The sequence below is a fragment of the Methylomonas sp. 11b genome (genome assembly GCF_000515215.1).
Classification (GTDB): Bacteria; Pseudomonadota; Gammaproteobacteria; order Methylococcales; family Methylomonadaceae; genus Methylomonas.
On record NZ_KI911557.1, the window covers coordinates 5,361,966 to 5,387,198 of the forward strand.

Annotated in this window: 17 protein-coding genes; 16 read left to right on the plus strand and 1 reads right to left on the minus strand. The window is 52.2% G+C overall.

Annotation, left to right across the window (positions count from 1 at the left end; all coding sequences use genetic code 11):
- Positions 1 to 203 precede the first annotated feature (203 nt).
- The 9 genes from METH11B_RS27430 (at position 204) to cysK (ending at position 14,233) form a co-directional block, all read left to right on the plus strand.
- Positions 204 to 545, plus strand: a complete 342-nt coding sequence (locus METH11B_RS27430) for a trypco2 family protein (RefSeq protein ID WP_026604493.1) — start codon at positions 204 to 206, stop codon at positions 543 to 545.
- Positions 545 to 2,053: a hypothetical protein gene (locus tag METH11B_RS0125635; RefSeq protein ID WP_026604494.1), complete on the plus strand. Its 1,509-nt coding sequence runs from the start codon at positions 545 to 547 to the stop codon at positions 2,051 to 2,053. Before METH11B_RS27430 ends, METH11B_RS0125635 begins: the two co-directional genes overlap by 1 nt.
- Positions 2,050 to 3,033 (plus strand): AAA family ATPase, encoded by a 984-nt coding sequence (locus METH11B_RS28165; RefSeq protein WP_026604495.1) that lies wholly within the window; start codon positions 2,050 to 2,052, stop codon positions 3,031 to 3,033. Before METH11B_RS0125635 ends, METH11B_RS28165 begins: the two co-directional genes overlap by 4 nt.
- Positions 3,033 to 6,038: a formylglycine-generating enzyme family protein gene (locus tag METH11B_RS29650; RefSeq protein WP_026604496.1), complete on the plus strand. Its 3,006-nt coding sequence runs from the start codon at positions 3,033 to 3,035 to the stop codon at positions 6,036 to 6,038. The genes METH11B_RS28165 and METH11B_RS29650 overlap by 1 nt, the downstream gene beginning before the upstream one ends.
- A 109-nt stretch (positions 6,039 to 6,147) precedes the next feature.
- Entirely contained in the window at positions 6,148 to 7,008 is an 861-nt protein-coding gene (locus METH11B_RS0125650) for a formylglycine-generating enzyme family protein (protein WP_026604497.1), read from the plus strand.
- Between the two features lie 96 nt (positions 7,009 to 7,104).
- Positions 7,105 to 10,998 (plus strand): ATP-dependent RNA helicase HrpA, encoded by a 3,894-nt coding sequence (gene hrpA, locus METH11B_RS0125655; protein WP_036278378.1) that lies wholly within the window; start codon positions 7,105 to 7,107, stop codon positions 10,996 to 10,998.
- Positions 10,999 to 11,040: 42 nt separating this feature from the next.
- Positions 11,041 to 11,748: a rhomboid family intramembrane serine protease gene (locus tag METH11B_RS0125660; RefSeq protein WP_026604499.1), complete on the plus strand. Its 708-nt coding sequence runs from the start codon at positions 11,041 to 11,043 to the stop codon at positions 11,746 to 11,748.
- Positions 11,749 to 11,902: 154 nt separating this feature from the next.
- Complete coding sequence (locus METH11B_RS0125665; protein ID WP_020482013.1) at positions 11,903 to 12,226, plus strand: hypothetical protein; 324 nt, start codon at positions 11,903 to 11,905, stop codon at positions 12,224 to 12,226.
- A gap of 1,029 nt (positions 12,227 to 13,255) precedes the next feature.
- Positions 13,256 to 14,233 (plus strand): cysteine synthase A, encoded by a 978-nt coding sequence (gene cysK / locus METH11B_RS0125675; protein WP_026604500.1) that lies wholly within the window; start codon positions 13,256 to 13,258, stop codon positions 14,231 to 14,233.
- A gap of 321 nt (positions 14,234 to 14,554) precedes the next feature.
- Here the strand turns inward: cysK and METH11B_RS30030 are convergent, their stop codons facing one another.
- Entirely contained in the window at positions 14,555 to 14,683 is a 129-nt protein-coding gene (locus tag METH11B_RS30030; protein WP_269319493.1) for a hypothetical protein, read from the minus strand.
- 520 nt (positions 14,684 to 15,203) lie between these two features.
- Here METH11B_RS30030 and METH11B_RS0125690 point away from each other — a divergent pair.
- The 7 genes from METH11B_RS0125690 to METH11B_RS0125720 all read left to right on the plus strand — a co-directional run bounded on the left by METH11B_RS0125690 (position 15,204) and on the right by METH11B_RS0125720 (position 25,216).
- The gene (locus METH11B_RS0125690; protein WP_026604501.1) at positions 15,204 to 16,460 is read left to right on the plus strand and encodes a glycosyltransferase family protein; all 1,257 of its coding nucleotides are present in this window, start codon (positions 15,204 to 15,206) and stop codon (positions 16,458 to 16,460) included.
- Between the two features lie 66 nt (positions 16,461 to 16,526).
- Positions 16,527 to 17,882, plus strand: a complete 1,356-nt coding sequence (locus METH11B_RS0125695) for a glycosyltransferase (RefSeq protein WP_026604502.1) — start codon at positions 16,527 to 16,529, stop codon at positions 17,880 to 17,882.
- Entirely contained in the window at positions 17,857 to 19,854 is a 1,998-nt protein-coding gene (locus METH11B_RS0125700) for an alginate lyase family protein (protein ID WP_026604503.1), read from the plus strand. The genes METH11B_RS0125695 and METH11B_RS0125700 overlap by 26 nt, the downstream gene beginning before the upstream one ends.
- Positions 19,851 to 21,974, plus strand: coding sequence for an alginate lyase family protein (locus tag METH11B_RS0125705; protein WP_026604504.1), 2,124 nt, complete (start codon positions 19,851 to 19,853; stop codon positions 21,972 to 21,974). The genes METH11B_RS0125700 and METH11B_RS0125705 overlap by 4 nt, the downstream gene beginning before the upstream one ends.
- Positions 21,971 to 23,305 (plus strand): aminoglycoside phosphotransferase family protein, encoded by a 1,335-nt coding sequence (locus tag METH11B_RS0125710; RefSeq protein WP_026604505.1) that lies wholly within the window; start codon positions 21,971 to 21,973, stop codon positions 23,303 to 23,305. Before METH11B_RS0125705 ends, METH11B_RS0125710 begins: the two co-directional genes overlap by 4 nt.
- Entirely contained in the window at positions 23,292 to 23,936 is a 645-nt protein-coding gene (locus tag METH11B_RS28175; RefSeq protein WP_026604506.1) for a histidine phosphatase family protein, read from the plus strand. The genes METH11B_RS0125710 and METH11B_RS28175 overlap by 14 nt, the downstream gene beginning before the upstream one ends.
- Positions 23,933 to 25,216, plus strand: coding sequence for an aminoglycoside phosphotransferase family protein (locus tag METH11B_RS0125720; RefSeq protein WP_026604507.1), 1,284 nt, complete (start codon positions 23,933 to 23,935; stop codon positions 25,214 to 25,216). Before METH11B_RS28175 ends, METH11B_RS0125720 begins: the two co-directional genes overlap by 4 nt.
- The last annotated feature ends 17 nt before the right edge of the window (positions 25,217 to 25,233 follow it).

Genomic DNA, 25,233 nt, shown 5'->3' on the forward strand with positions numbered 1-25,233 from the left:
ACTGGAGCTTGGCAACCAGTTGAATTCGGCTTAATAGCCTTTGTTCGATTTTGACGATATATTGCTTGTATAAAAAATGGTTTGCTCAGTGCGACTCCAAGCGTCGTTTAAATTGGCTTGTAATGGCTAGCGGCAAATGAAAACTAGCGGAAGCACAGGTGGGTTACCCCAGAAGACTTTATAAAACGATTCGGAGAATTTCTATGGACGATAAGCTGAATTTAGCGGAAGTGATACAAGAACTAAGGCAGAGTCTGGCGACTGCCTCTACACAAGGGGCGGCGGAAACCATCCGCTTCAACGTCAATAGCGTAGAAGTGGAATTGCAAATGGTGGTCGAAAAATCGGTGGGTGGAAAAGCTGGCGGTAAATTCAATTTCTGGGTGTTGGGCGCTATCGACGCCGAGGCATCGGCTGGTTACAAAAGCGCCGCGACGCACAAGATTAAATTGAGCTTGCAGCCGGTTGATGTAAAGAATCCCGATCCGCAGACGGGATTGCCCAGCACAATCAAGCTAAAAGGCGGGCTGCAAGGTGGTAGTTAATGGAGCCAAAATGGATTGCTAAAATTAATAACCAAGGGGATATTGGTACCGCGTATCCGATCGGCCCTAATTTACTTCTGACGGCTGGGCATGTTGTCCAAAACGTCAAATGGCATGACGGAGGAAGCGTTTCAGTCGAATGGCCGGACTTGAAAGACAGTAATAACAGGTCATTAACAGCGGTTGCCCGCAATATCGCATTTGACGGCAAACTGCTGGTGGATGACAAACCCATAAATTGCGATCTGGTTGTGCTTGATTGTCAGTTACCAAAAGCAATCCATCAAAAATCAGTGTCATGGATGATATTTAGCCAGAAATTTGCCGAAGCCAGGACAGGGTGGAAAGCAGCAGGTTATCCAAACGTAAATAGTAATAACCTGGAAACTGCTACAGGTCTATTTAGTGCTGATTTGGAAAAGCCGGTAATTAAATTAACTTTGGATGACACCATTGACCCAACTGTTGCTCGTGCCAACGTTATGCCGAACGGCTGGGGTGGTATGTCGGGCGCGCCGGTGTTTGATATTGCCAGTGGGAAAATTCAGGCTGTCATCACCGAGCATAACCTTTGGATGGAAAAACAACTTGTTGGCGTATCCATTCCTTGGTTAATCCGTAATAGTGCAACTTTTCGCCAAATCCTAGGCATAAAAACGGTTGGGCTACCAGCGTTAAACGTTCATGAGCGTATTTGTAAGCATTTAGAGCCCATGCAAAAATCGATGCTGTTTCAAACGCTTGTCGAGCAGTTTCTCCCGCCTGGTTTGCAAGCATTGCCTGAGAATGTCGTTAAAGAATTGCTAAAAGCCAGTGAAGGCAATCAAATAGCTTTTCTGGAGCAATTTAGGCTAGCCGTCGAATCATCTTTAGAAAAAGACCGGCAAGATGCCGGAGTCGCTTTAAATCTATTTTTGCTGTTGCTAAGTTTGACCGATACCGGAAGCTTTACCGCTACCCTGTCGCGTCAGCACGATTTGCCGGTCCGTACACGTATGGCGGCAGAAATATATTTAGCCTCGGTTTATGGTCTGGTACCCGATTTGACCCTGAATAAGCAAAAGATAACCGACGTGAAGAATGCCGTGGTTGGACGTCATGCCGTTGAAAGCGGATTTATGCGGGAAGTAGGCTGGCAACCCGATAAAAATGCCGCCGAGTTAGCCCATGTCGTCAACATCGCAGTTAATAAGGTTTATCGTAAACTCCATAGCAACGAGCCCGATGCCCCTCTCGATGAGTTTGACTTAGAAGAGCTAAACCACACGCTTAAAACCCGCAGAAAGGGTGCTAAACCAGAATTGATTCGTTTAGAAGTAGATTCTTCGGAGGACCTTGCGGCAATGCATCCATTACATAACCCCGATGTTTGCAAAGCGCTCAACGACTGTTTGTCCGAACTGCCGATAGTGCGCTACGGTAAAGGTGTCGGTAACAACGAAGCGCACCTGCGTGCGCAGGTGAACGAATTTTTCCGCATAATCCAAAAATACATGGATGATCTATGACCACTACGCTCAAATATTTTCAACCTCAGGAAGTGATCGAATATCCCGATTGCGGCTCCTGGGGGCAAGGCAAATACCTGCTGGATAAAGCTTCGGCTTATGCCTTGGAAATGGCTTTGGCGACCAAGCGGCCATTGCTGGTCAAAGGTGATCCGGGCTTGGGTAAGAGTTATCTGGCGCGAGCGGCGGCGGCCAAACTGAAGCGTAAATTTATCGCCGAAGTGATTAATATCAACACCGAAGGCCAGGATTTGCTTTGGCGTTATGACCCGGTGGCCCGACTCAACGATGCCCACGCCGGCATTAAAGACGACGACAAACTCAACCCCAAACACTATCTCAATCCTGGGGTGCTGTGGTGGGCATTCGGCTGGAACAGTGCTGCCAGCCAGTACAACGATGTATGCCGGCATAAAATTTATTGCCCACAAACCTCTAACGACGGTGCCCTGGAAAACGGTATCGTGTTACTAATCGACGAAATTGACAAAGCAGAGCCGTCGCTGCCCAACGCGCTATTAGAAGTTCTGGGCAACGGCGGGTTCGAAGTGCCGTTGCTCGGTGAAACCATCGGTAAAAATTCGGCGGCGGACAGCAAGCAGGCTTTAACGCCGCCCTTGGTCATCATCACCAGCAACGACGAGCGCGAATTACCGGCTGCCTTTATCCGGCGCTGTTTGGTGTTGCACTTACATATTGACGAAGATGTGGAAGGCTGGTTGTTGGAAAGAGCCAACGTACATTACGACGACTACCAATGCAGCGAGACGGTCAAACGCTTGGCGGCCCGGCAATTGATTGCTGACCGCCAGGAAGCCGAACGCCACGGCACCGTTAAAGCCGGGCTCGCCGAATACCTGGATTTGTTGGCGGCGCTCGATGAAATGACCGACCGGTGTTTACAAGACAAAGACCGGGATGACCACCAGGAAAGTCTGCTGGCCGATATTCAACATTTTGTGTTGCGCAAAGCCTTGTAATGCCGGTTAGCAATTTAACCAGCCGTGCCGATTTATTGCGCTGGACCAGACGTTGCCAAACTCAGGAGGAGAAACGCCTGAGTGGCTTGATTTTGGGCTACGAATTGCGGGAGGCGTTGGAATTCAAAAATCCCGGTAAATCCGAAGCCCTCGATGGCGACATAACACCACCACCTCCGAACCCGTTGCCCGAAGTCAAAGTACAACGTCCGCCGGAACAGTTTTATGCCTTGGCGCATCGCTATCAATACGCGAATCCGGATGAAGTCGAAGCAGGTTTGTCTCCCGCATTGCGGGGCGTGGAACCGTTATCCGAAGCCGATTTACAGCCTTTCGAAACCGGCGATCCCATTCCTCATCAAGCCATTATTGCCGACGCCCGCCTTAATGATTTTTTGCGCCTTAATCTAAGCCATGTTTGCGGTCGAAAGCTCGACGTGCCGCGCTTGGTCAGGCACATCGCCCGTCTGCAAACCTTATATCAACTGCCACGCAGGCCCAGGGTGGTACCGGCTGGGCGGATTTACCTGATTCTAGACCTGAATAAACGCATGCTGCCGTTTTGGCAGGATGCCCACTTGCTCTGCGAACGCATTGTCCGCCAATATGGCCGCAACGGCCTGGAAATTCGGGTGATCGACGACAACCCGCAAGGCGACTACTGGGACTGGTTCGATGATACTCAGCAGACCCAACCTTGGCGAAATCTGAGCGCGCAAAGTGTGGTGTTGATCGTTAGCGATCTGGGACAACTCGCCGGCCAAGACAGCTCGATACGGCAAAATTGGCAAAGGTTTTTGCAGCAATTACAACGCCAAAACATCAGCCCGTTGATACTGGCACCGCTATCGCCCGCGCAACAAGACCCGGCGGTCACTCAATCGGTGCGGCAGTTATTGTGGAATAAACATAGTAGCCTGAAACCGCAAAAGCCCGATCCCGACCAGGCTGCCCATGCAGCCAAAGTTCGCCGGGTCTTAGCATTTCTGTCAGTGGCCGTGCATGTCGAGCCGGAATTGCTGCGCGCCATCCTCGGTTGTTTACCCGCCGAGCAAGCAGACAGCGGCATAGAAGCGGCAGTATGTTTGCATGCCGATATACAGTGGGGCTACAACGCGATTAGTGTGCGACCGGAGTGCCGCGCAGAGTATCAATCCCTGTTTAAACAACAGTCGGCTGAATTGCAGTATCAAGTGTTAGCGTTAATTAAACGCCATCATATTGGCCAATTTCCGGCGGTGTGGGCGGAAGAAGTGCTTAATGCACAGCCGCTGGTGAGTTTTTCATTACAGGCATTAGCCGACGTTGAGCAGGCGGAGACTTTTATGTTGCGTTTTGCTAATGGTCTGGCCGGGTCGTATGCGCCAGAAGGCATGACCCAATTTGCGCGCCGACATTTAAGTCGTCTGGGTGCCGAGGCTACCCGTAATTACTCGGCAAGCTACACCAGCACGCTTTACGGATTGGCCTATCGGGAACAGTTGCGTGCGGGTGCGCCGGTGCCGGAACAATACGATGCCGCCACTGTGCAAGCCGCAATTGCCCAGCGTACTGCGTTACGTCATTACTCCATTTGGCAGTACGGCGAGACTTTGTGTTTAGCAACGGCTGGCATGTCGCCGGCCGCGATTGGCGGCGTAAAATTGGCCGACTTCGAATCCGTCCATGACACTCTAACGCTGAGCGTAACTGAGGTCATAGAAGGTCGGATGCGTATCAACAACATGACTATTCGTTTGCCCGAAGATAGTGAAACGGCCAAAGCTTTATACTGCTTGCAAGGACAAACGTTTACCTTAGACACCGGCAGTATTCGGCTAACCTTCTCACCTTTTCGTAAGCCCAGTTGGGCGGCAAGTATCGCCCGAGAAGCGACAGGACTGTTCGTGAATCTTATTTTTGCCGCTAGAAATTACCGGTTTATATTGCAAGCAGGCAAGGGCTACCAGCCCGGTATCTATCCCCATGTCCCGAGTCCGTTCGATCCATTTCCGGCGTTGTTTGTTCAAGAGCACACTGAAACTCATCCACCAGCTTATGACCGCTTAACTGTGCTCGTAGACCTGCGCTGGGAGCCGCAATTCGCCAATACCGGGGAGCTTGGTTTTGATGAATACGGCCTCTACGCCGACCTCACCGTCAACCATGTCACTCAGCGTTTTCGCTGGATAGAACCAGGCAGCTTCATGATGGGGTCTCCGCTAGATGAAGCGGAACGCTTTGGCCATGAATCACAGCATCCCGTCACTTTATCGCAAGGCTTTTGGTTGGCCGACACAGCTGTAACTCAGGAATTTTGGCTGGCTGTTATGGCTTCCGAGAACCCTAGTTATTGTAAGGATCATCTGAAAAATCCAGTGGAACAGGTTAGCTGGGATGATGCACAGATTTTTATCAGTAAATTAAATCAAATCTCTCCTGGTTTAAGTGCACAACTACCTAGTGAAGCACAATGGGAATATGCCTGCCGGGCTGGAACAACTACCCCATTTTCATTTGGAGAATACATCACACCGGATCAAATCAATTACAACGGTGACTTTCCATATGTTGGTTGTGCGAAAGGGCTTTATCGGGAAAAAACGGTTCAGGTCAAATCTTTGCCTGCTAATCGTTGGGGGTTGTTCGAGATGCACGGTAACGTGTGGGAATGGTGTCAGGATAGCTGGCAAGAAAATCACGGAATGATTTCAATTGAGGAAGTGACTGGCTTCGAGGACATGGAAAGCCCTCGTGTGCTGCGAGGGGGGGCATGGGATAGTTATGGCAGATTCATGCGTTCTGCTAGTCGCTCTCACTACGAACCAGATTTTCGAGATGACAGTATAGGTTTTCGTCTAGCACTTGGTCGCTCCAATTCCAAGCGATGCCTAATGCCATCGGTTGAGTCAACAAACAATACCAAAGTATCGATATCAAATCCTGGCCTTATGGAAAAATATGCTGACTGGCTTAGATCAGGTCTATTGAAAAGAAAACGACGCCAAATTGGCAAAATAAAATGATATGGGTATTTTAGTGTACCGCTACCAAGTATGTCGTAGTTTCCCGACGCACGTGGGAAAGCCGTTACTATAGAAGTTCCTGCGTTTCCAGCCAACGTGCATAATCGCCATGACTAACCGCAATACCTTATCTCCGCCTATGTTTCCCTGTCCCTGGGCCTGCGAATGGGGCGAGGATGCTTACGGCTTATGGCAGACCTTGTGCTATAGCGGTGTGCGACAGGTGTTTCGCTGGATAGAGCCGGGTACGTTTTTGATGGGTTCGCCGAATGATGAACCGGAGCGGGAGTGGCAGGGCGATGGAGAGGGATCGGAAACTCAGCGCCCGGTGACCTTGAGCCAAGGTTTCTGGCTGGCGGACACCACTGTCACTCAGGCCTTCTGGCTGGCGGTGCTGGGCGGTGAGAATCCGAGCCGTTTTCAGGGCAGTCCGGAACATCCGGTCGAGCAAGTCAGCTGGGACGATGCCCAGCGTTTTATCGAAGTCTTGAATTCGGATGTTTCCGGCCTGAGCGCGCAATTGCCCAGCGAAGCACAATGGGAATACGCCTGCCGGGCCGGCACCTCGACGCCGTTTTCCTTTGGTAATAACATCAGCCCGAAACAGGTCAATTACAATGGCAAATATCCTTATGCCGGCGCGGAAAAGAGTGTTTATCGGGAAAACACCGTAGCGGTGAAATCCTTGCTGGCCAACCCTTGGGGTTTATTCGAAATGCACGGCAATGTCTGGGAATGGTGTCAGGATGGCTGGCGACAGAATTTGGGAACAGCGCCTGTTATCGATCCGCTGAACAGCGCTGCGGAAGCACGGGTGCTGCGCGGTGGCTCGTGGTATGGCGGCGGTAAGGACGTGCGTTCAGCTATCCGGGGCCGCAGCTATCCGGGTTTTCCCAGCCTTCATTTCAGTTTTCGTCTTGCTCTAGGTCATGCTGAGCTTAGGCCCGGTTTGGCGGGCGGGGCCGGGTAAACCAACGCTATGTCGGGGTGGTGCTGGCAAGGTTGGGGCGCGCTGCCTTTTCTGTGCCAAGTCCGTATAATCGGCGCTTTTTTACATCACGCTCCGATGTCTGCTTCCGAAACCCTAAAACAACTCGCCAAAAATCTCCACAACTGCATGGGCACCGACCGCCACGGCTTGAAGCGGCAACTGGATCGCTTGCGCAGCGAGTCGAGTAAGGGCAAGGATGTAAGCGGGGCCTTACAGCAAGTGGCGGACAAGATCGAGCGTTCGGTCGGGCGTTGCAATCAGCGCCGCGCGTCGGTGCCGGTGATTAATTACCCGGACTTGCCGGTCAGCGGCAAGAAGGACGAGATTGCCGGGTTAATCCGCAGTAATCAAGTCACTATCGTCTGCGGCGAGACCGGTTCCGGTAAGACCACGCAGTTGCCGAAGATTTGCTTGGAAATAGGGCGTGGCTTAACTGGTTTGATCGGTCACACCCAGCCGCGCCGAATTGCCGCTCGCACCGTCGCCGACCGCATCGCCGAGGAACTGGGTCAGCCCATCGGTCAGGCGGTAGGTTATAAGGTGCGGTTTCACGACCAAACGCATCCCAATTCACTGGTCAAACTGATGACCGACGGCATCCTGCTCGCCGAGTCGCAGAACGATCCCTATTTAAATCAATACGACACCATCATCATCGACGAGGCGCATGAGCGCAGCCTGAATATCGATTTTCTGATGGGTTATCTGCGCTGGTTGTTGCCGAAGCGGCCCGATTTAAAAGTGGTGATTACCTCCGCGACCATCGACCCGGAACGTTTTGCCAGGCATTTTAATGATGCGCCCATCGTCAACGTCTCCGGCCGCACCTATCCGGTGGATGTGCGCTATCGGCCCATCGAGTTAATCGAGGAAGACGACGAAACCTCCGCCGATTTGCAGCAAGCGATTCTGGATGCGGTGGACGAGTTGTATCGGGATATGCGCGGCGACATCCTGATTTTTTTGAGCGGCGAGCACGAGATTCGCGAGACCACCGAGTCCTTGCGCAAGTCGCACAATAACGCTCGCTACGATGTGTTGCCACTGTATTCCAAACTCAGCGTCAGCGAGCAGGAGCGGGTGTTCAAACCCAGCGGTAACAAACCGCGCATCGTGCTGGCGACCAACGTGGCGGAGACTTCCTTGACCGTGCAGGGTATCCGCTGCGTGATCGATTCCGGTCATGCCCGCATCAGTCGTTACAGCCACAAAAGCAAGATTCAGCGTTTACCTATCGAGCGTATTTCGCAAGCCAGCGCCAACCAAAGGGCAGGGCGCTGCGGTCGGGTGGCTGAGGGTATTTGCATCAGGTTATATTCGAAAGAGGATTATCTGGCGCGGCCGGAGTTTACCGAACCGGAGATCCTGCGCACCAATTTGTCGTCGGTGATCTTGCAGATGGCGGCCTTGAAGCTGGGCGACATCGAAGATTTTCCGTTCGTCGAGCCGCCGGACGACAAGATGATCCGCGACGGCAAGAATGCGCTGTTTGAGGTGGATGCACTGGACAAGCAAGGCCAGCTGACCGACACCGGCCGGCAATTGGCGAAGATTCCCACCGATCCTAAGCTGGCGCGGATGTTGTTGTCCGCTGCCGAATTGGCGTCGTTGACTGAAGTAGCGATCATCGTTTCGGCCTTAAGTATCCAAGACCCACGCGATAAACCCGCCGACAAAATGCCGCAAGCCGAGGCCAAGCACGCGCAGTTCAAGGCCGAGGAATCGGATTTTCTGACGCTGTTAAATCTGTGGAATACCTTTGAGGCGCAGAAAAAGCACCTGACCAACAGCAAGCTGCGCAAATACTGCCAGGACAATTTTTTGTCTTATATCCGCATGCGCGAGTGGTACGACATCCATGCGCAAATCATGCAGGTGGCACGCGGCGAGTTGAAGCTGAAGTTTAATGACAATCCGGCCAATTACGAGCAGATTCATTGCGCGCTGTTGCCGGGTTTGCTTTCTAACATCGGTTTTAGGCATGAGCAATACGAATATCTGGGCGCGCGCGGGCTAAAGTTTTTCATCTTCCCCGGTTCCGGGCAGCATAAGCTGCGGCCGAAGTGGATCATGGCCGCCGAGCAAGTCGAAACCAGCAAGGTTTACGCGCGCACCGTGGCCAGAATCGAGCCGGAATGGATCGAAGCCGCAGCGCAGCACTTGGTCAAACGCAATTATTACGACCCGCATTGGGAGAAAAACGCCGGTCGCAGCGGGGTTTACGAGCGCACGCTGTTGTACGGCTTGACCTTGCAAGCCAAGCGCAAAGTGCCTTATGAAAACGTCGATCCTAAAGCCGCGCGGGAGATGTTTATCCGCCATGCACTGGTCAATCACGATTATCACAGCAACGCGCCATTCTTTAAGGCCAACGAGGCCTTGCTGGAAGAGGTGGGCTACATTCAGCACAAGGGCCGCCGGGTCGATTTGGTGGAAGACGAGGAATGGCTTTATCAGTTTTACGATAAAAAGCTGCCGGCTGAGGTAGTTAGCGGCATTACCCTCGATCAGTGGCGCAAGAAAGTCGAACGCGATAATCCCAAGATTTTGTTTCTGACCAAAGAAGACCTGACCCGCAGCGACGATAATCAGATCAACGATTGGGACTTTCCGGACAGCAAAAAAATCGGCGATTTGACGATTGAATTGCATTACCGCTTTGAGCCGGGCCACGATGAGGATGGGGTGACGGCCATCGTGCCGGTGCATCAGCTCAATCAAATCCGCCAAGCGCCGTTCGATTGGCTGGTGCCGGGCATGCTGGAAGAAAAAGTCACCGCGTTGATCAAATCCTTACCCAAGCATCTGCGTAAGCACTTCGTGCCGGTGCCGAACACCGCCAAGGCTTGTCTGGAAATCGAGCCGGATTTTAAAGGTTCGTTGTTCGAGTGGTTGAGCGGTCGTTTGCGTAAACTGACTGGCGAATCGATACCGCTTAACGAATGGCAGCCGGATACTTTGCCGGATCATTTGAAAATGAATTTCCGGATTGTCGATGATCATGGTAGGGCCTTGGGTTATGGCCGTAATCTGGCGAAATTACAAGCGGACTATGCGACCAAGGCGGGTGATAGTTTCGATAAATTGGCGCAAGAGGAAATGAACCACACCGGCTGTATCGCCTGGGCATTTGACGACTTGCCGGAGACTTGGCAGTTTATGCAAAAAGGCCAGACCTTCATTGGCTTTCCGGCGATTGTCGATGAAGGCGACACGGTGGGGGTGAAGATACTCGACACGCAATATAAGGCCGAGTTGGCGCATTTCGACGGTTTGACCAAGTTGTTTCAATTGCAATGTCGGAAGGATGCGCAGTATTTGTTAAAAAACAGTGGCGTCCAGGCTACTTTGCAGTTGGCCTACAACCAACTGCCCAAGCACCCTTTATTGCCAGCACGGCTGGGCGGCGATTTTAAGGAAGACCTACTATTCTTAATCTTTAATAGTGTGTTTGTTGCTGATAGTAGCATCCGCAGTCAACAGCAGTTCGAAGCGGCGCTAGCGGCTAAAAAAGCTATGCTGGTCACGGTTGGGACTCAGGTGGGCAAGCATGTCACGGAAATCATGGCAAACTACCAAGCGGTCAGACAGCGGTTGAAACAACCCGGCGTCAGCCCGAGTTTGCGAGAAGACTTGGAAAAACAGCTTAGTTTACTGCTGTTTAGTGGTTTCTTGCGGTATACGCCGCTGGCGCAGATACAAGCGATTCCGCGTTATTTAAAAGCTATAGAGTGTCGTTTGGATAAGCAAAAGCCGGATTCGGCGGATATCCAAGGTCTGCACAGACTGTCGCAACGCTTTTGGCAACATGTCGAGAAGCAAATGAAGACGTTGGTACCTATGCCCGAGCGTGAACCCTTCCGCTGGAGTTTGGAGGAATTGCGCGTGTCCTTGTTTGCGCAGCAACTGAAAACGGCTTACCCGGTTTCGGTACAGCGGCTGGAGAAGACTTGGAACGAAAAATTTTAATTAGCCTCTGATTTATGTGCCCACTACTTTAGGAAGCCTAAGATGATACCCATTCGAGATTCGATACCTTGTAACATCAAGCCTTATGTGACCTGGGGCATCATGGCTATTTGCATAGCAGTGTACGTGGCGATGCTGTTTATGCCCGACGAAATGGGGCAGCACTTTGTCTACATGTACGGGATGGTGCCGATTCGGTATTCCAATCCGGATTGGGCTTATAGTTTCGGCTTGCCGCCGGATTATTATCTGTCGTTTTTTACCAATATGTTCCTGCACGGCGGTTTCGGCCATTTGCTGATGAACATGGTGTTTTTATGGATATTTGCGGACAACATCGAAGACTTGATGGGACATAAACGTTTTGTGGTGTTTTATGTCTTATGCGGGCTGTTGGCAACTTATGCGCAGTGGTATTTCTACCCAAAGATGGCGGTGCCGGTGGTGGGTGCATCGGGAGCCATTGCCGGGGTGTTGGGAGCGTATTTCTTCCGTTTCCCGCAAGCTACCGTGGTGATACTGGTGCCCATCCTGTTTTATCCGCTGTTTTTCCATGTGCCGGCGATAGCTTTTCTTGGGTTTTGGGTGATCATTCAAATCGGAGATGTGTTTACGGCAACTTTTTTAGATAACGTCGCGGTGGATTCGGCCTGGTGGGCACATCTCGGAGGTTTCGTTGCCGGAGCGTTGTTACATCCGTTTTTTATCGAAAAGAAACCCCCGGAATATCAATTCCAGTCGGATGAATAGGCGCCCAAGCCGCGGTTAAGCGGCAAAAAAGCAAGAAACGGTAGGGCTTTTATTTTATAATGCCGCGAGTTGGCTAACGGCTGAAAAGGTAACGAAAATCAAGGCCGTTGCCTGTGTTTGCAAAAGATTCTTCATTCATTCGAGACAAATAAACATGAAAAACCTTAATGTCGCATTGGTAAGACTGCTGCAGTTTGTGGTGTTCGCGCTGTTCACATTCATTGTGTTGTTGTACTTCGGTACTTTGATTTTGTTACCACTGGATATCGTGGTGCTGATTACTAAAATGCTGCATTTGATAGGTATAGGTACATTGTTCGGTGCGATTGTTGCTGTGCCAGTGGTCGCTTACATGGGTAAAATCGTCTACAGCACTCCAGGTCTGATTCAGATGATTGTTGAGAACGGCATCGATTTAGCCAACACCGGCAAACAGCGGGTTGAGGCGTTTAACAAAATTGCTGAAGCTGTTAAATAGACTGCTGAAGGCAATCGTAAAAAAGGGGCTTGCTAGCCCCTTTTTTGTGTCTGCCTGTTTGCCAAACGTCAATTAGTTTTCCCAAATATTATCTTAACTGGGTGTGAGCGGTCCGGCGGCTTGAAAAATGGATTTTGGCCCGGTAAATTCCCTTATAGCCGGCCAGACACCGGGCGTTTATCGGCTGTCGAAATTTTTTACAGCTGCCTTTTTGCAAGCAAACAAACTAGTTCAGTTGATTTTTTCGATTTCACTATATTAGCCGCTCAAACTCTGCAAATTGGCATGGTAAGTGGCTGTGGTACCCGTAAATCGGATGGTTAGCATAAATTGCTAAGTCGAGAAAATTTACACCTCACCGTTCGGTTTTCGCTTGGTTTAGTCTGCGGCTATTAAAAGTCTTTTAAGTACATAAGCTTGTGTTCTGTGTGTATGTTTTTTGCTTATATTTTAACGTAAATAAATTTGTTAAATAATCATGTAAGTATGTGTAAAGCAAGGGGAAGATTATGGACGCAAAGAAATTAGACACATCGACTAAAAGCAGAAATGACGAGCACTGCGACCATCCGTCGTTGGCCAAAGAATATGTCTCCGGCGTACCTACCGGAAACTTCGTTTGTGCACAATGCGGTCGTCATCTGACTTCAATTATCAGAACATCCAAAAAGTAAACTCTGCCGATTTCGCGCATGCCTTCACCGGTGTGCGCTTTCAGGCTCTATTCTCAAACCTTCAATCACAACTTCAGGTAAAGCAACACTTGGGCTACCGATGCTTGCCTGCTGCTTGTGTTTAATGTCTTTGAATTATGACCGGCTATCCCTGGGATGCGCGATAGGTCTGGCTGCTGGTTGCAAAAATCTTCAAACAGGCGCAATCTTGGAACTGTGGTACTACGGCTACTCAGGGCGTGTGCAGCACGTTTTTCTGATTTAGCTGTGTGAGCTTAATTCAACCCCATAAACAGCCAGTGTAGGTCAATGCGCACTGGCTTTTTTTGGACTATCCATTTTGAAGGAAAACGTTATGGCATATTGGTATCCCGACAATTCGCAGTCTATCGGCAAAACACCGTTGGTCAGGCTTAACCGCATTACTGACGGCGCTCAAGTCACCCTATTGGCTAAAGTCGAAGGGCGTAACCCCGGATATTCGGTGAAATGCCGCATCGGCGCGGCAATGATTAACGACGCGCAGCAGCGCGGCCTGCTTGGGCCTGGCAAAGAATTGATCGAGCCAACCAGCGGCAATACCGGCATTGCACTGGCATTTGTCGCTGCGGCGCGCGGCATCCCGCTAACTTTAACCATGCCGGATACGATGAGTATCGAGCGCCGCAAATTGCTGGTGGCCTATGGTGCCAAACTGGTATTGACCGAGGGCGCAAAAGGCATGAAAGGCGCTATAGCCAAGGCGGAAGAGATCGTCGCTTCCGATCCGGAGCGCTACGTACTCTTGCAGCAGTTTAAAAACCCCGCCAACCCGCAAATCCACGAACAAACCACCGGGCCGGAAATTTGGCACGACAGTGACGGTGCGGTCGATATATTTGTTTCCGGTGTCGGTACTGGCGGCACCATTACCGGTGTGTCTCGCTATATCAAACTCACGCAGTGCAAACCCATCGTTTCCATTGCCGTTGAGCCGGAAGCCAGTCCGGTGTTAAGTCAGTACCGTAGCGGCCAAGATCTGCAGCCAGGGCCGCATAAAATCCAGGGCATAGGCGCCGGATTTGTGCCCGACGTATTGGATTTGTCCATGGTTGATGCCATCGAGCAAGTCAGTAATGACGAAGCGATTGAGTATGCGCGGCGTTTGGCGCGGGAGGAAGGCTTGTTATCCGGCATTTCCTGCGGTGCGGCAGTAGCAGTGGCGGTGCGGGTGGCAAAACGGCCGGAAAATGTCGGCAAGACCATTGTGGTGGTGCTTCCGGACTCCGGTGAACGCTATTTGAGTTCCGCCTTATTCGAAGGCTTGTTCGACGCGCAGGGTGTGGCGGTCTGATTTGGCGCGCGTCGATACTGGCGTATAGGGGATAGCGGTCTGGGTTTTTGAACGTGGCAAACGCTAATTAACCCGGCCCTTAAATTTGCTGGATTCGTCATTCCCGCGAAGGCTGGGGCCATTAGACCGCTTAGTGAATCAAGCATAGCCGCTGGGCTCCCGCCTTCGCGGGAGCGACGGCATTTAAAGGAGCTTCTAAAAATTAGAATATCTCCTTCTCCCTCTGTACCCGCAAGGCATAGTTTAAGTGTCGGGTTAATAATCACCAGCGATCCCTGTAGTCATATCTCGGCATGGGCCGCTGCGGATAGCCGTAATAGTCTAACGGTGGCCGCGCAAAATAGCGCGGCGGCGGGGGCGGGTAATAGCCCATTCTCGCTGGGCTATGTCCCCTAAAATAGGGCCGGTAACCATGCCAGTGATGGTGATGATGCCGCCTATGGTGTCCATGTCCCCAGTCATCGCCATGCGCAAAAGCTGTCCCGGAACATAACACGCCGATTAACAATATCAATATAAGCCTGAACATATATCCTCCTTTGTTGGATTGTTTCAGTCGCGGCGGATTGTTCTCCTATTTGCTTAAAAACCTCTTAATTCCCTTGCGCCATCTGGAAGCAAAGCAGAACAGATCGAATACCGATCCCTCATCCCGTAAACCGTTGGCGAAAAATTGCCGAAGCGTTTCAAAACCCAGGTTTCCTGAAACCTCAATCTATTTCGAGCGACTGTAAGACATGCTGCATGGGGACCCCATCAATGCGGCCTGTGGGCAAGCCCGATAACATCGCCACATTAAAGTTTGATGAAAATGACGATTTGAATGAACCTTGCTTGTTTGCCCGGGAATAGACGCTGCACGTAACCACGGTTTTGTCTGGTTACCGAAATTGAACCGGGCGCCAGATCATCCTCGCTGGAAACTGCTTGCGCCCGCATAGTGAACGATGCAGCAAAAGGAATCCGGGCCATGACGCTTATCAACCAATCCAAAAGAATCATTGTGTATTCTCACGATACCTTCGGTCTGGGTAACATTCGCCGGATGTTGGCAATTTCTAAATCCCTGGTGGATGCCGATCCGAACGTCTCGGTACTGATTCTGTCCGGCTCCCCCATGCTGCATGCGTTCCGTATCCCCGATCGTATCGATTACATCAAATTGCCTTGTTTGTCTCGCAACGTCAAAGGCGACTACTCGGTGAAATTCCTGGATATGGAATACGAACAATTGCTCAAGCTGCGCAGCAACATCATCCTTAGCGCGGTGCTGGATTTCGATGCCGATTTGATTTTAGTGGACAAAAAGCCCTATGGCGTCAGCGACGAATTGGGTGCCGCTCTACAGCTCATGCAACGTCGCGGTCACCGCGCCAAACTGGTATTGCTGTTGCGCGACATCCTCGATAGTCCGGAAAGCACGATTCCGGTCTGGAAGAAAAACGGCTATCACGACGCCATCCAGTCGCATTACGACAAGGTATTGGTGGTCGGTTCTCCTGACATTTACGACATGCGCAAGGAATACGAATTTCCCGACGCCAGCCACGAGAAAGTCGACTTCTGCGGCTACATAGCCCGCGAACGCAGCGACAAAAAAGCCGGTGAGATTCGCGAGCAAATCGGTTGCACCAAGGAACGTCTGGTGCTGGTCACCGCAGGCGGTGGCGAAGACGGCTACCAATTGCTGCACAGTTATCTGGAAGGCCTGAATCGGCAGGATCTGGGCGACAACACCATGACCCTGATGATTTGCGGCCCGGAAATGTCGGAAAGCCGCCGCCATCAGCTTGAAGTTTTGGCGCGCAGTTGCCGGAATGTGGTGATCCAGGAGTTTAACACCGACATGATGGCTTGTATGGAAGCCGCTGATTTGGTGGTGAGCATGGGTGGTTACAACTCCACCTGCGAATTACTGACCCTACGCAAGCGAGCGATTTTGGTGCCGCGGGTCAAACCTTCCCAGGAACAATGGATACGTGCGGAACGCCTGGCGCTGCAAGGTTTGGTTCGTGCCATTCACCCCAACCAACTGACCCCAAAACTACTGATGGACACGGTCCGTGAAGAGTTGGGCCGTACCAACGTTCATCACAGCCGCTTGTATCAAATCGACATGGGTGGCTTGCCGCGTATTAGCGAATCGATCAGCGATTTACTGTATGGCAGTGCGGAAAAACCGCAAGTGCAGATCAGAGCTTCGAGCCGCAGCGTAGCAGTCGACTAACCCCTTCACCCTCGAGATAACTCCTTCGGCCTGTGTAAGGCCGACTGAACAATTTTGGATTTTATAATGCAAAACCATGGCAGCCGGGCGCAAGTCGCTTACATACTCAAAGGCTTTCCGCGCACCTCGGAAACCTTTATCACCAATGAAATCCATTTGTTGGAAACCCTCGGCCTCGAACTGTCGATTTTTTCGATCAAGCAACTCGAGGGCCAAAAGCATCACGCAGTGGTCGATGCCATCCGCGCGCCGGTGACGTATCTGCCGCAAGCCAGCGATCTGACCGGACACAGTTTTTTAACCTGGCTAAGTGAAAACCTGCCGAAATTCGCGCCCAGCCACGGCCGGCTGCTCCTCAAACGCCCGGTGGCCTACCTTGGTGGGTTGCTGGAATGTTTGGGCATGAGTCTCAAGTACCGGTCTGGCAGGCTGGAATGGCCGCGCACGGTCTTCATCAAGGAGTTCCTGCAAGCCGGCTACATCGCCGAAGCGGTGTTACAGAATCCCGCTATTAGTCATTTACATGCGCATTTCTGCCACGGCGCGACGACGATTGCGATGTTCGCCAGCCGGATCAGCGGCTTGCCATTCAGTTTTACCGCTCATGCCAAGGATATTTATTTGCGCGAACTGAATCCCGGCGACTTGCTGCAAATCAAAATGCGCCGCGCCAAATTCGCGGTGACCTGTACCGGCGCCAATCAGGAACATCTGGATGCCTGTAAGGGGAGCAATATCGATGTGCATCGGATTTATCATGGCCTGGATACTGATTTGTTTGTGCCGGAGCCGCGCGAACAAGCTTTATCTGAGCAAATCCCTACGATTTTATCGGTCGGTCGTTTGGTCGAGAAAAAGGGCTTCGACTATTTGGTGAGAGCCTGCGCGATTCTGCGCGATCGCGGCGTCAGATTTAACTGCCGCATCGTCGGCGGCGCGGACAAATACGCACAAGTTATTCAACAACTCATCGCCGATTTGGATTTACAAGACATCGTTAGCCTGCCCGGTGCAGTAACGCAGGAAGAATTGCGCGAAATTTATCAGCAAGGTAGCGTGTTCGCCCTGCCTTGTTTGGTCGTAGATAACGGCGATCGCGACGGCATTCCCAATGTCTTGGTGGAAGCAATGGCGATGGAAATGCCGGTAATCTCGACAGACATTTCCGGTATCCCGGAATTAATTCAGGACCAGGTTAACGGTTTATTGGTACCAGAAAAAAATGCCGAAGCGATGGCCGACGCGATCGAGCGCCTGCTAAGCGACCGCGACTTGCGTTTGCGCCTGGGCCAAGCCGCAAGGCAAACCGTCTGTCGGGACTTTAATTCCCGCCAAACCACGGTGGCATTAAAAAAACTCTTCGATGCCTGCCTGGAAGGCCAAACGGTGGAAACCCATGTCTGCTGTGCTGAACATTCTTAAGCAAGATGCGCGCTTCGCCTGTCTGGCGGCGCCGTATTGCACCATGACGCCGGTGGACTTACTGGCGTATTTCCATGGTCGTCGGCAGATTCGCTATTTTTCAGTGATCGACGAAGAGCAAAACACCCCGGAAAAGCTGGACGGCATTTTGCGTAACCGCTTCGAGTTCAATCACGAGCCTTTCCAGCTTGATGATGCATTCGATTGGCTGAGAAACCCCAGCCCGGATATCGAATGGCTGATTTTACTGCATAAATTTTATTACGCAGTCGGCTTGGGAAGGCAATTCCAGCAGACTGGCGACACCCGCTACCGCGATAAATGGCAGGCCCTAATCAGCAGCTGGATCGATAACGTACCTGTAGATTTTCTGTCCAGTGATGTTACCGGCCGGCGCGTACAAAACTGGATTTTTGCTTACCGCTATTTTGTCCTGGAGGCCGCGGAACCAGCCATCGATGCCGAGTTTAATCTGGATTTTTTGGCTTCGCTGCAACAGCAGGTAGCCTATTTGTGCGAAAACCTCACGCCGTCCCGCAATCATCGTACGTTGGAGCTTTACGCGATTTTTTTGGCGGCCGTCGTGTTTCCAGAACTGCGCAGCGCTAAAGAATGGCTGAGTTTTTCGATTCACGAATTGCAACGCAACCTGCAAACCGATTTGCTGGCTGATGGTGTGCATTGTGAACTCTCGACCGATTACCACCATATCGTCTTACGCAATTTCCTGGGCATTCGCCGCTTGGCGATGTTGAATAATATCGAGCTGCCCGCCGATATGGATGAGGCGATCAAAAAAGCCCTGAGCTTTTGCCTGCATGCCCATAAACCGGACGGGTTTATCCCGGCCATCAGCGATGGCGACAGCGCCAATTTTCTGGATTTGCTGCGGCAAGGCCATGCGCTGTATGACGATCCGGCGATGCTTTATGTCGCCACGGCCGGTCAACAAGGCCAAGCACCAACAGAATGTTCGAAAACCTTTGCCGCCAGCGGCTACACCATCTTGCGCAGCGGCTGGGGCGAGCAAGCTGAAGCGTATCAAGACGAACGCTATCTGTTTTTCGATTGCGCGCCTTTAGGTGCCGGCAATCATGGTCATCTGGATTTACTCAATATCGAAGTGGCGGCTTACGGCCGATCCTTGATCGTCGATCCGGGCCGTTATACCTACGACGAATCCGGCGACACTAATTGGCGAGTAATGTTTCGCGGTACCGGCTATCACAACACCGTGCAGGTGGATGGCAAAAACCAGACTCTTTATGCGCCGCATATTCGCAAATACAAGATTCAAGGCCCGGAACCGACGCGCGAATTCAAGTGCGCTCTGCACCGGCCGGGTTTTGACTATCTGCATGGCATCGCGGCCAGTCATGAGTATCCGGTGATTCACGAGCGCAAAATCCTGTTTATCGCCGGCGAATATTGGCTGGTCTGCGATTTACTGCGCGCGGAGCAAGCTCACGACTATGAGTTGCGGTTTCATCTGGATGCGTTGGCCGAGCATCGCACCACAACTTCCGTCAATTCAGCCGGGTTGCGGGTCGATTCACCGAATCTGGTCATCCTGCAAGCAACGCAACCGGACAGCCAATTGACGCTGGAGCCGGGCTACGTCTCGCCAAGCTACGGCAGTAAACATCCGGCGCCGGTTGTCAATTTTTCCGCGTCCGCCGCCAATTATTGCTTTTTGACCGTGCTGTTTCCGTATCAATCGACACCTCCGCAACTTACGCTGGAACAGTTACCGGTGAGTCAAAACGGTCAAGCTGTGGGCAATACTATTGCTAGCGCCTTGCAGATTCATAGTCAGCAAGCCCACGGCGAATACTACGACGAGCTATTCCTGGCGCATCGCGCGGGCGCCGGTTATGAGTTTGCCGATCTAAACACTGAAAGTGCGTTTTTATTCCGTCGCCAGGATACACAGGGGCGGATCTTAGCTTGGCATAGCGCGGATAAGTCATGAAACCCAGTTATCCCATCATGGAGTCTTCTGCACCGTTGGACGCGCCAAGCGAAACGGTGATTTCCATGCAGTACTTGCTGGTGACACCATTTGCTGCGCTGACTCCTGCTGAGTTACTGGCACATTTTCGCCGGCGTGCCGTGGATAATTATTTTCCCTTGCCAGCCGGAAAAGACAAACATATTGCCAGCGCAACGCCGATTCTCAACAACGAATTTACCCTGAACAACGAAACTCATCGCTTGGGTGATGAGTTTGCTTGGCTGCATAACCCCAGCCCCGATCTGGAATGGCTGATTCTGCTGCACAAATTTTATTACTCTCGCGATCTGGCGCTGGCTTACGACTATAGCGGCGACGAGCGTTATGCCGATAAATGGGTGGCCTTGGTCAGTTCTTGGATTGAGCAGGTGCCGGACGGTTTTTTGAATAGCCAGGTGACCGGCCGCCGTTTGCAGCAATGGCTGCTGGCTTATCACTATTTTGTGCCAGGTCGGAACTGTTCGCTTGTGACCGCCGAATTTTTGCTGCATTTTTTGGCTTCGATACAGTCGCAGGCAGTGTTCCTCAGCAACCATTTAACGCCGGCAGGTAATCACCGCACTATCGAATTGTCGGCGATTTTCACGGTGGCGGTTTTGTTTCCCGAGCTCAGTGCCTCGGCGGAGTTACTGGCGTTTGCCCAACGCGAATTGCTGGACAATTTACGCCAGGATTTTCTGGCGGACGGCGTGCAAAAGGAACTATCTACCGACTACCACCACACGGTATTGAAGAACTTTCTGCGGGTCCGGGAGCTGGCGAAATTAAACAGGTTGACACTGCCCGCGGAGTTCGACGCTTTGATGCGTGAAGCGTTGAAATTTTCCATTTATGCCCACAAGCCGGACGGTTGGCTGCCGGCCATCAATGACGGCGACATCAACAGTTATCTGGGATTACTGCGCAAAGCGGAACCTTACTATCCCAGCGACGCACTCAGCTATGTACTTAGCCAGGGAAAAGTTGGCAAGCCGCCAATGCAACGTTCGCGTCTATTCGCCGATAGTGGTTACTGCATTCTGCGTAGCGACTGGAAGGAGCAGCCTTATGCAGACGGGCGTTATCTGTTTTTCGACTGCGGCCAGTTGGGTTTTGGCAGCCACGGCCATTACGACTTATTAAATTTTGAAATGGCCGCTTTCGGCCGCTCTTTAATTGTCGACCCAGGGCGCTACACCTATCACGAACATGAAAGCGACGGCATCAATTGGCGACATGCCTTCAAAGGCACTGCGGCGCACAACACCGTCATGGTGGACGGTAAGGATCAGATGGTCTACCGATGTCATGAGCCGGTCGGCCCGCAACCAATAGCTTCGGTGTTAAGCTTTGAATCCAACCAGGGTTTTGATTTTGTGCACGGTCGTGCTCTGAGTCCGCTCTACGAGGTGGATCACCAGCGCAGCATGTTCTTTGCAGAAACCGAATATTGGATTGTCAGCGATGTGTTGCTCGCCACCGACGCGCATCGTTACGAACAATTTTTCCATTTGGGACCGGAAGTGCAGGGCCAAACCGCATTACAAGGCCAGGGTATTCGTGCGCCAAACCTGTTGATTGTCCAAGCCAGGCGCGCCGAGATTGAAATAAGTGTAAAACCCGGCTGGGTGTCGCCGGAATATGGCGTAAAGCAGCCAGCGCCTGTCGTGAGCTTTAGCCAGGAAAGTTCCGGTAGCGGCTGGTTTCAAACCGTCCTTTATCCCTATAAAGACAGCGCTCCAATTTTGCACGTGGAGACTATACCAGTAACCGGTCTGGGGCAATCCGTGTCCGCCACGCAGGCTTTGGCGCTGAGTATCATCATTCAAGCAAAGACCACGTGTTACCACGACTACTTTTTCGTCGCCAATCAGTCCTGTTTATCGGAATACCGCTTTGCCGATGTGACTTGCCGGGCACAAGTCGTGTTTATTCGCCGGGATGCCGAAGGCGGAATCCATAGCGTGAGGGCTTATGCGGCGGAATGGCTGGAAATTGCTGGACGCACATTACTGGATAGCAGCGGCAATCCGGTTTGCCTGAATTACGCCAATGGCCAGCTGCACATCGACGCCATCTATGGGAGCTTGCCGGCATGAACCAAGACCCACATTTCCCGCAAATGGCCGACGCGCTGAATCCGGCGGTGATGGGACCACTACTGGCCTGGTTGCTGGATATGCCCGGCATTAAAACTGGTCATGTTGAATGTGGCATTGGCGAAAAACGCCATAAGCCAGGGAAAAGTCTGGTGATCGGCTATCGGCTTGATAGCCGACTAGGTCTAAACACCCAATCGCGGTATGTGACCGGCTGCCTATGTCCGCCGGACTCGGCGAGCCGGGAGTTTGAATTGGAACGCAGCAAACGGCCGGATCTGGCGGCAAGGGCGCTAACGGTTTTGCACGAGCCGGCGATGCTGGTTTGGGCATTTCCTTATGATAGAAAGCTGATTCATTTGCCAGCCCTGTTAGATGAGGCGTTTATCCAAACCTGGCTTGGTGCGCATGATCTAGCTGGGTATGAGCGGGTTCAGGCGGTCGAATCCGAAGTTTTGCATTATCTGGCTGAGCGTTCCTGCATGATCCGCTACCGTGTGGCGTTGGTCGGATCAGATGACCACCGCTTGCTGTACGCGAAGAACTACGCCGACGATAGCGGCCGCGACGTGTTCGCGGTGATGCGGCAATTGTGCAGCCAATTCCCCTGGGGCGCCAAAGCTCTGGCCTACGACGCTGAAACCCGCACGCTCTGGCAGTCGCCTGTCCCAGGCACGACATTGTGCTGGGCCGATTTGCAAGCTGCCGAGGGCCGGGCATTATCCGGGCGAATCGGCCAGTGTGTGGCGGCGTTTCATGCCTGCGAAATCGACACCTCAAAACGTTTCAGCCAAAGCGATGTTTCCGAAGGCCTCCTGGCAACCGTTAGGCTCGCCGAACAATCCCGCCTGGAAACCGCAAAACTTATCGAACGATTGGTAGACGGCTTGTTGGCGCAAGCACCTAATCTCCCGGAATCGGCCCTGACGACGATTCACCACGATCTGAAACTGAATAACTTTTTAGTAAATGGCGACAATCTGGGGTTGATCGACATGGATTGCGTCTGCCTGGGCGACCCGATAGTCGATTTGGCTAGTCTGATCGCCAATTTTTATCTGCACGGCCTGCGCGAAGGCGACGCTATCGAGCAGGTACACCTGCTAGTGAATCAACTGGTTAGTACTTACCGGACGCATAGCGTCCTTGCTATTTCATTGTCTGCCTTGCGTTGGCAAGTGGCGGCGGCGCTGATTCACGAAGTCACTCGCCGCAGCTTGCGGCAAATGGATGAGTTACGTATCGCGCATATAGAAAGTTATTTAGGGCTTGCCGCTAGTTACCTGGCGCGCAGTCAACAGCCAACAGGGGGCAACGATGCACTCGTTTGATCGGCCCTTACGCATATATTTAGCCAGGCACGGCCAAAGCGAGCTGAATCTTCAAAAACGCATCTCCGGCCAGGCCGACGCCAGTCTGGCGGCCAAAGGTCTGGAGCAAGCCCAGGCGTTGGCTGATGTATTGAAACAGGAAACCTTGAGCGCGATTTATAGCAGCAGCCTGACCCGCGCGATACAGACAGCCAGCCCCACGGCCACCATGCACAGATTATCCATTCAGAAGTTGGACGACTTGCGGGAAATTGGTTTAGGCATTTTAGAAGGTCGCCATGTCGATAAGCGCGACCCCGAAGCCTGCCGGTTGTGGGCCGCTCGAGAACTTGACAAACAAGGCTTTAGCGTACCGGGCTCCGAAGGCTATTTGGCTTTTACGGCTCGGGTTCTGGGCTGTTTGGATTCGCTCCTGAGCAATAGTCGCGGGGCGATTCTGCTCGTTGGTCATCGCAACACCAACGAAGTGATACTGGCCCGGTTGTTGGCTAACGATTTTTCCTGCGCAGCCGAGATCAATGTCAAAAACAAATACTTGTACGTTATCGATTTGGCGGCCCGGCCCGAAGTCATGACCATTCGTTTAGGCGGCGAACATCACGGCCAACAATATCCGGGGCTGAGAACATGAGCAATCCACTGGACCAATTTGCGCCCCTACTGGATTCGGAATTGATGGCCTCGGCGCTGCAACGGCATTTGCCCGAATGCCTGGCAGGCGACTGGCAGGTGACGGGCTGTGAAATTCAACATCCGCGTTACAAAACTTATCGGCTTGCTGAAAACCTTGAGCGTTCGTTTTTGGCACTGGTCTACCACTTGCGTGGCCGGCAATTGCCATCATCCATTGCCGATCAGCGTATCTTTTACGCCCGGGCCTACTTAGGCCAGCGCAGCCATCAGGCATTTGCCCAAGCCCAAGCCAGCGGTGAAAATGCGATTCATCTGGCGGAACTGGGCATGGTCGGCTGGCGCTTTCCGAACGATCCGGCTATGCCCTGGTTGGCGCGACTGATGGATAGCGGGCAGATTCCCGAGTTGGGTCAACCGCTATTGTCGGCTATCGAAATCGTCAATTACCGGCCGGAAATCCGTTGCACGGCGCGATACCGATTCGCTGCCTGCGAAGCTCAATCGGCGCGGGTGGTTTACGGTAAAACTTACGCCGATGAGCGTGGGCGGACGGTTTACGACAATCTGCATGTACTGCAAAAGCAATCCCAGTCAGACGCATCCTTTATCATGCCTGCAGCCTTGGCGTATACCGCCGACCACCATACTTTATGGTTGGAAGGCTTGCATGGCCAAGCTTTGGCGGAGCTGGATTTCGTCGCCGGTGTTGCAGACAAAATCCCGGCAATAGCCAATGCACTTGTCGCATTTCACCAACTCACGCCACCGTCGCTGCCCGTAGTTACCTCGCAGCAACAGCTGCAAGAATGGCACAAGAAAGCGGATAAATTGAGCCACGCCTATCCCGCCATCCAGTCGGCGCTGACTTCGTTACTTGCCGAATTGCGCCAAAATCGCCCGGTGTTTGAAATACTGGGTTTGATTCACGGCGACTTTCATATCGATCAATTGCTGGTTTTGCCGAACGGCAGTTTAGCGCTCTTCGATTATGACGAATTAGCCCTTGGCGACCCGTTGCAGGATTTGGCTAATTTCGCGGCGGATTTATACAACTATCCCTATTCCATTACTGCGATAGACCGACTGGTCCAGCAGCTGTTTGCCGCCTATGCGTCTTTCTACCGAAGTCAAATCGATTCACAGCGTTTTGCCTGGCACCTGCGCGGGCAATTACTGACCCGCGCTTACCGCGCCTTCATCCAGCAAAAATCGGCAACCCAGCAACGGGTTGCCGATTTTATTGCCCTGGCTTTGCGTCCCTGGCCGCTGGCCGGCTGAATTCATCAGGAAAACCG

Bases quoted from the DNA above. Each gene is read 5' to 3' on its own strand.
- METH11B_RS27430 (WP_026604493.1), top strand. From the start codon at position 204: ATGGACGATAAGCTGAATTTAGCGGAAGTGATACAAGAACTAAGGCAG.
- METH11B_RS0125635 (WP_026604494.1), top strand. From the start codon at position 545: ATGGAGCCAAAATGGATTGCTAAAATTAATAACCAAGGGGATATTGGT.
- METH11B_RS28165 (WP_026604495.1), top strand. From the start codon at position 2,050: ATGACCACTACGCTCAAATATTTTCAACCTCAGGAAGTGATCGAATAT.
- METH11B_RS29650 (WP_026604496.1), top strand. From the start codon at position 3,033: ATGCCGGTTAGCAATTTAACCAGCCGTGCCGATTTATTGCGCTGGACC.
- METH11B_RS0125650 (WP_026604497.1), top strand. From the start codon at position 6,148: ATGACTAACCGCAATACCTTATCTCCGCCTATGTTTCCCTGTCCCTGG.
- hrpA (WP_036278378.1), top strand. From the start codon at position 7,105: ATGTCTGCTTCCGAAACCCTAAAACAACTCGCCAAAAATCTCCACAAC.
- METH11B_RS0125660 (WP_026604499.1), top strand. From the start codon at position 11,041: ATGATACCCATTCGAGATTCGATACCTTGTAACATCAAGCCTTATGTG.
- METH11B_RS0125665 (WP_020482013.1), top strand. From the start codon at position 11,903: ATGAAAAACCTTAATGTCGCATTGGTAAGACTGCTGCAGTTTGTGGTG.
- cysK (WP_026604500.1), top strand. From the start codon at position 13,256: ATGGCATATTGGTATCCCGACAATTCGCAGTCTATCGGCAAAACACCG.
- METH11B_RS30030 (WP_269319493.1), bottom strand. From the start codon at position 14,683: ATGGACACCATAGGCGGCATCATCACCATCACTGGCATGGTTACCGGC.
- METH11B_RS0125690 (WP_026604501.1), top strand. From the start codon at position 15,204: ATGACGCTTATCAACCAATCCAAAAGAATCATTGTGTATTCTCACGAT.
- METH11B_RS0125695 (WP_026604502.1), top strand. From the start codon at position 16,527: ATGCAAAACCATGGCAGCCGGGCGCAAGTCGCTTACATACTCAAAGGC.
- METH11B_RS0125700 (WP_026604503.1), top strand. From the start codon at position 17,857: ATGTCTGCTGTGCTGAACATTCTTAAGCAAGATGCGCGCTTCGCCTGT.
- METH11B_RS0125705 (WP_026604504.1), top strand. From the start codon at position 19,851: ATGAAACCCAGTTATCCCATCATGGAGTCTTCTGCACCGTTGGACGCG.
- METH11B_RS0125710 (WP_026604505.1), top strand. From the start codon at position 21,971: ATGAACCAAGACCCACATTTCCCGCAAATGGCCGACGCGCTGAATCCG.
- METH11B_RS28175 (WP_026604506.1), top strand. From the start codon at position 23,292: ATGCACTCGTTTGATCGGCCCTTACGCATATATTTAGCCAGGCACGGC.
- METH11B_RS0125720 (WP_026604507.1), top strand. From the start codon at position 23,933: ATGAGCAATCCACTGGACCAATTTGCGCCCCTACTGGATTCGGAATTG.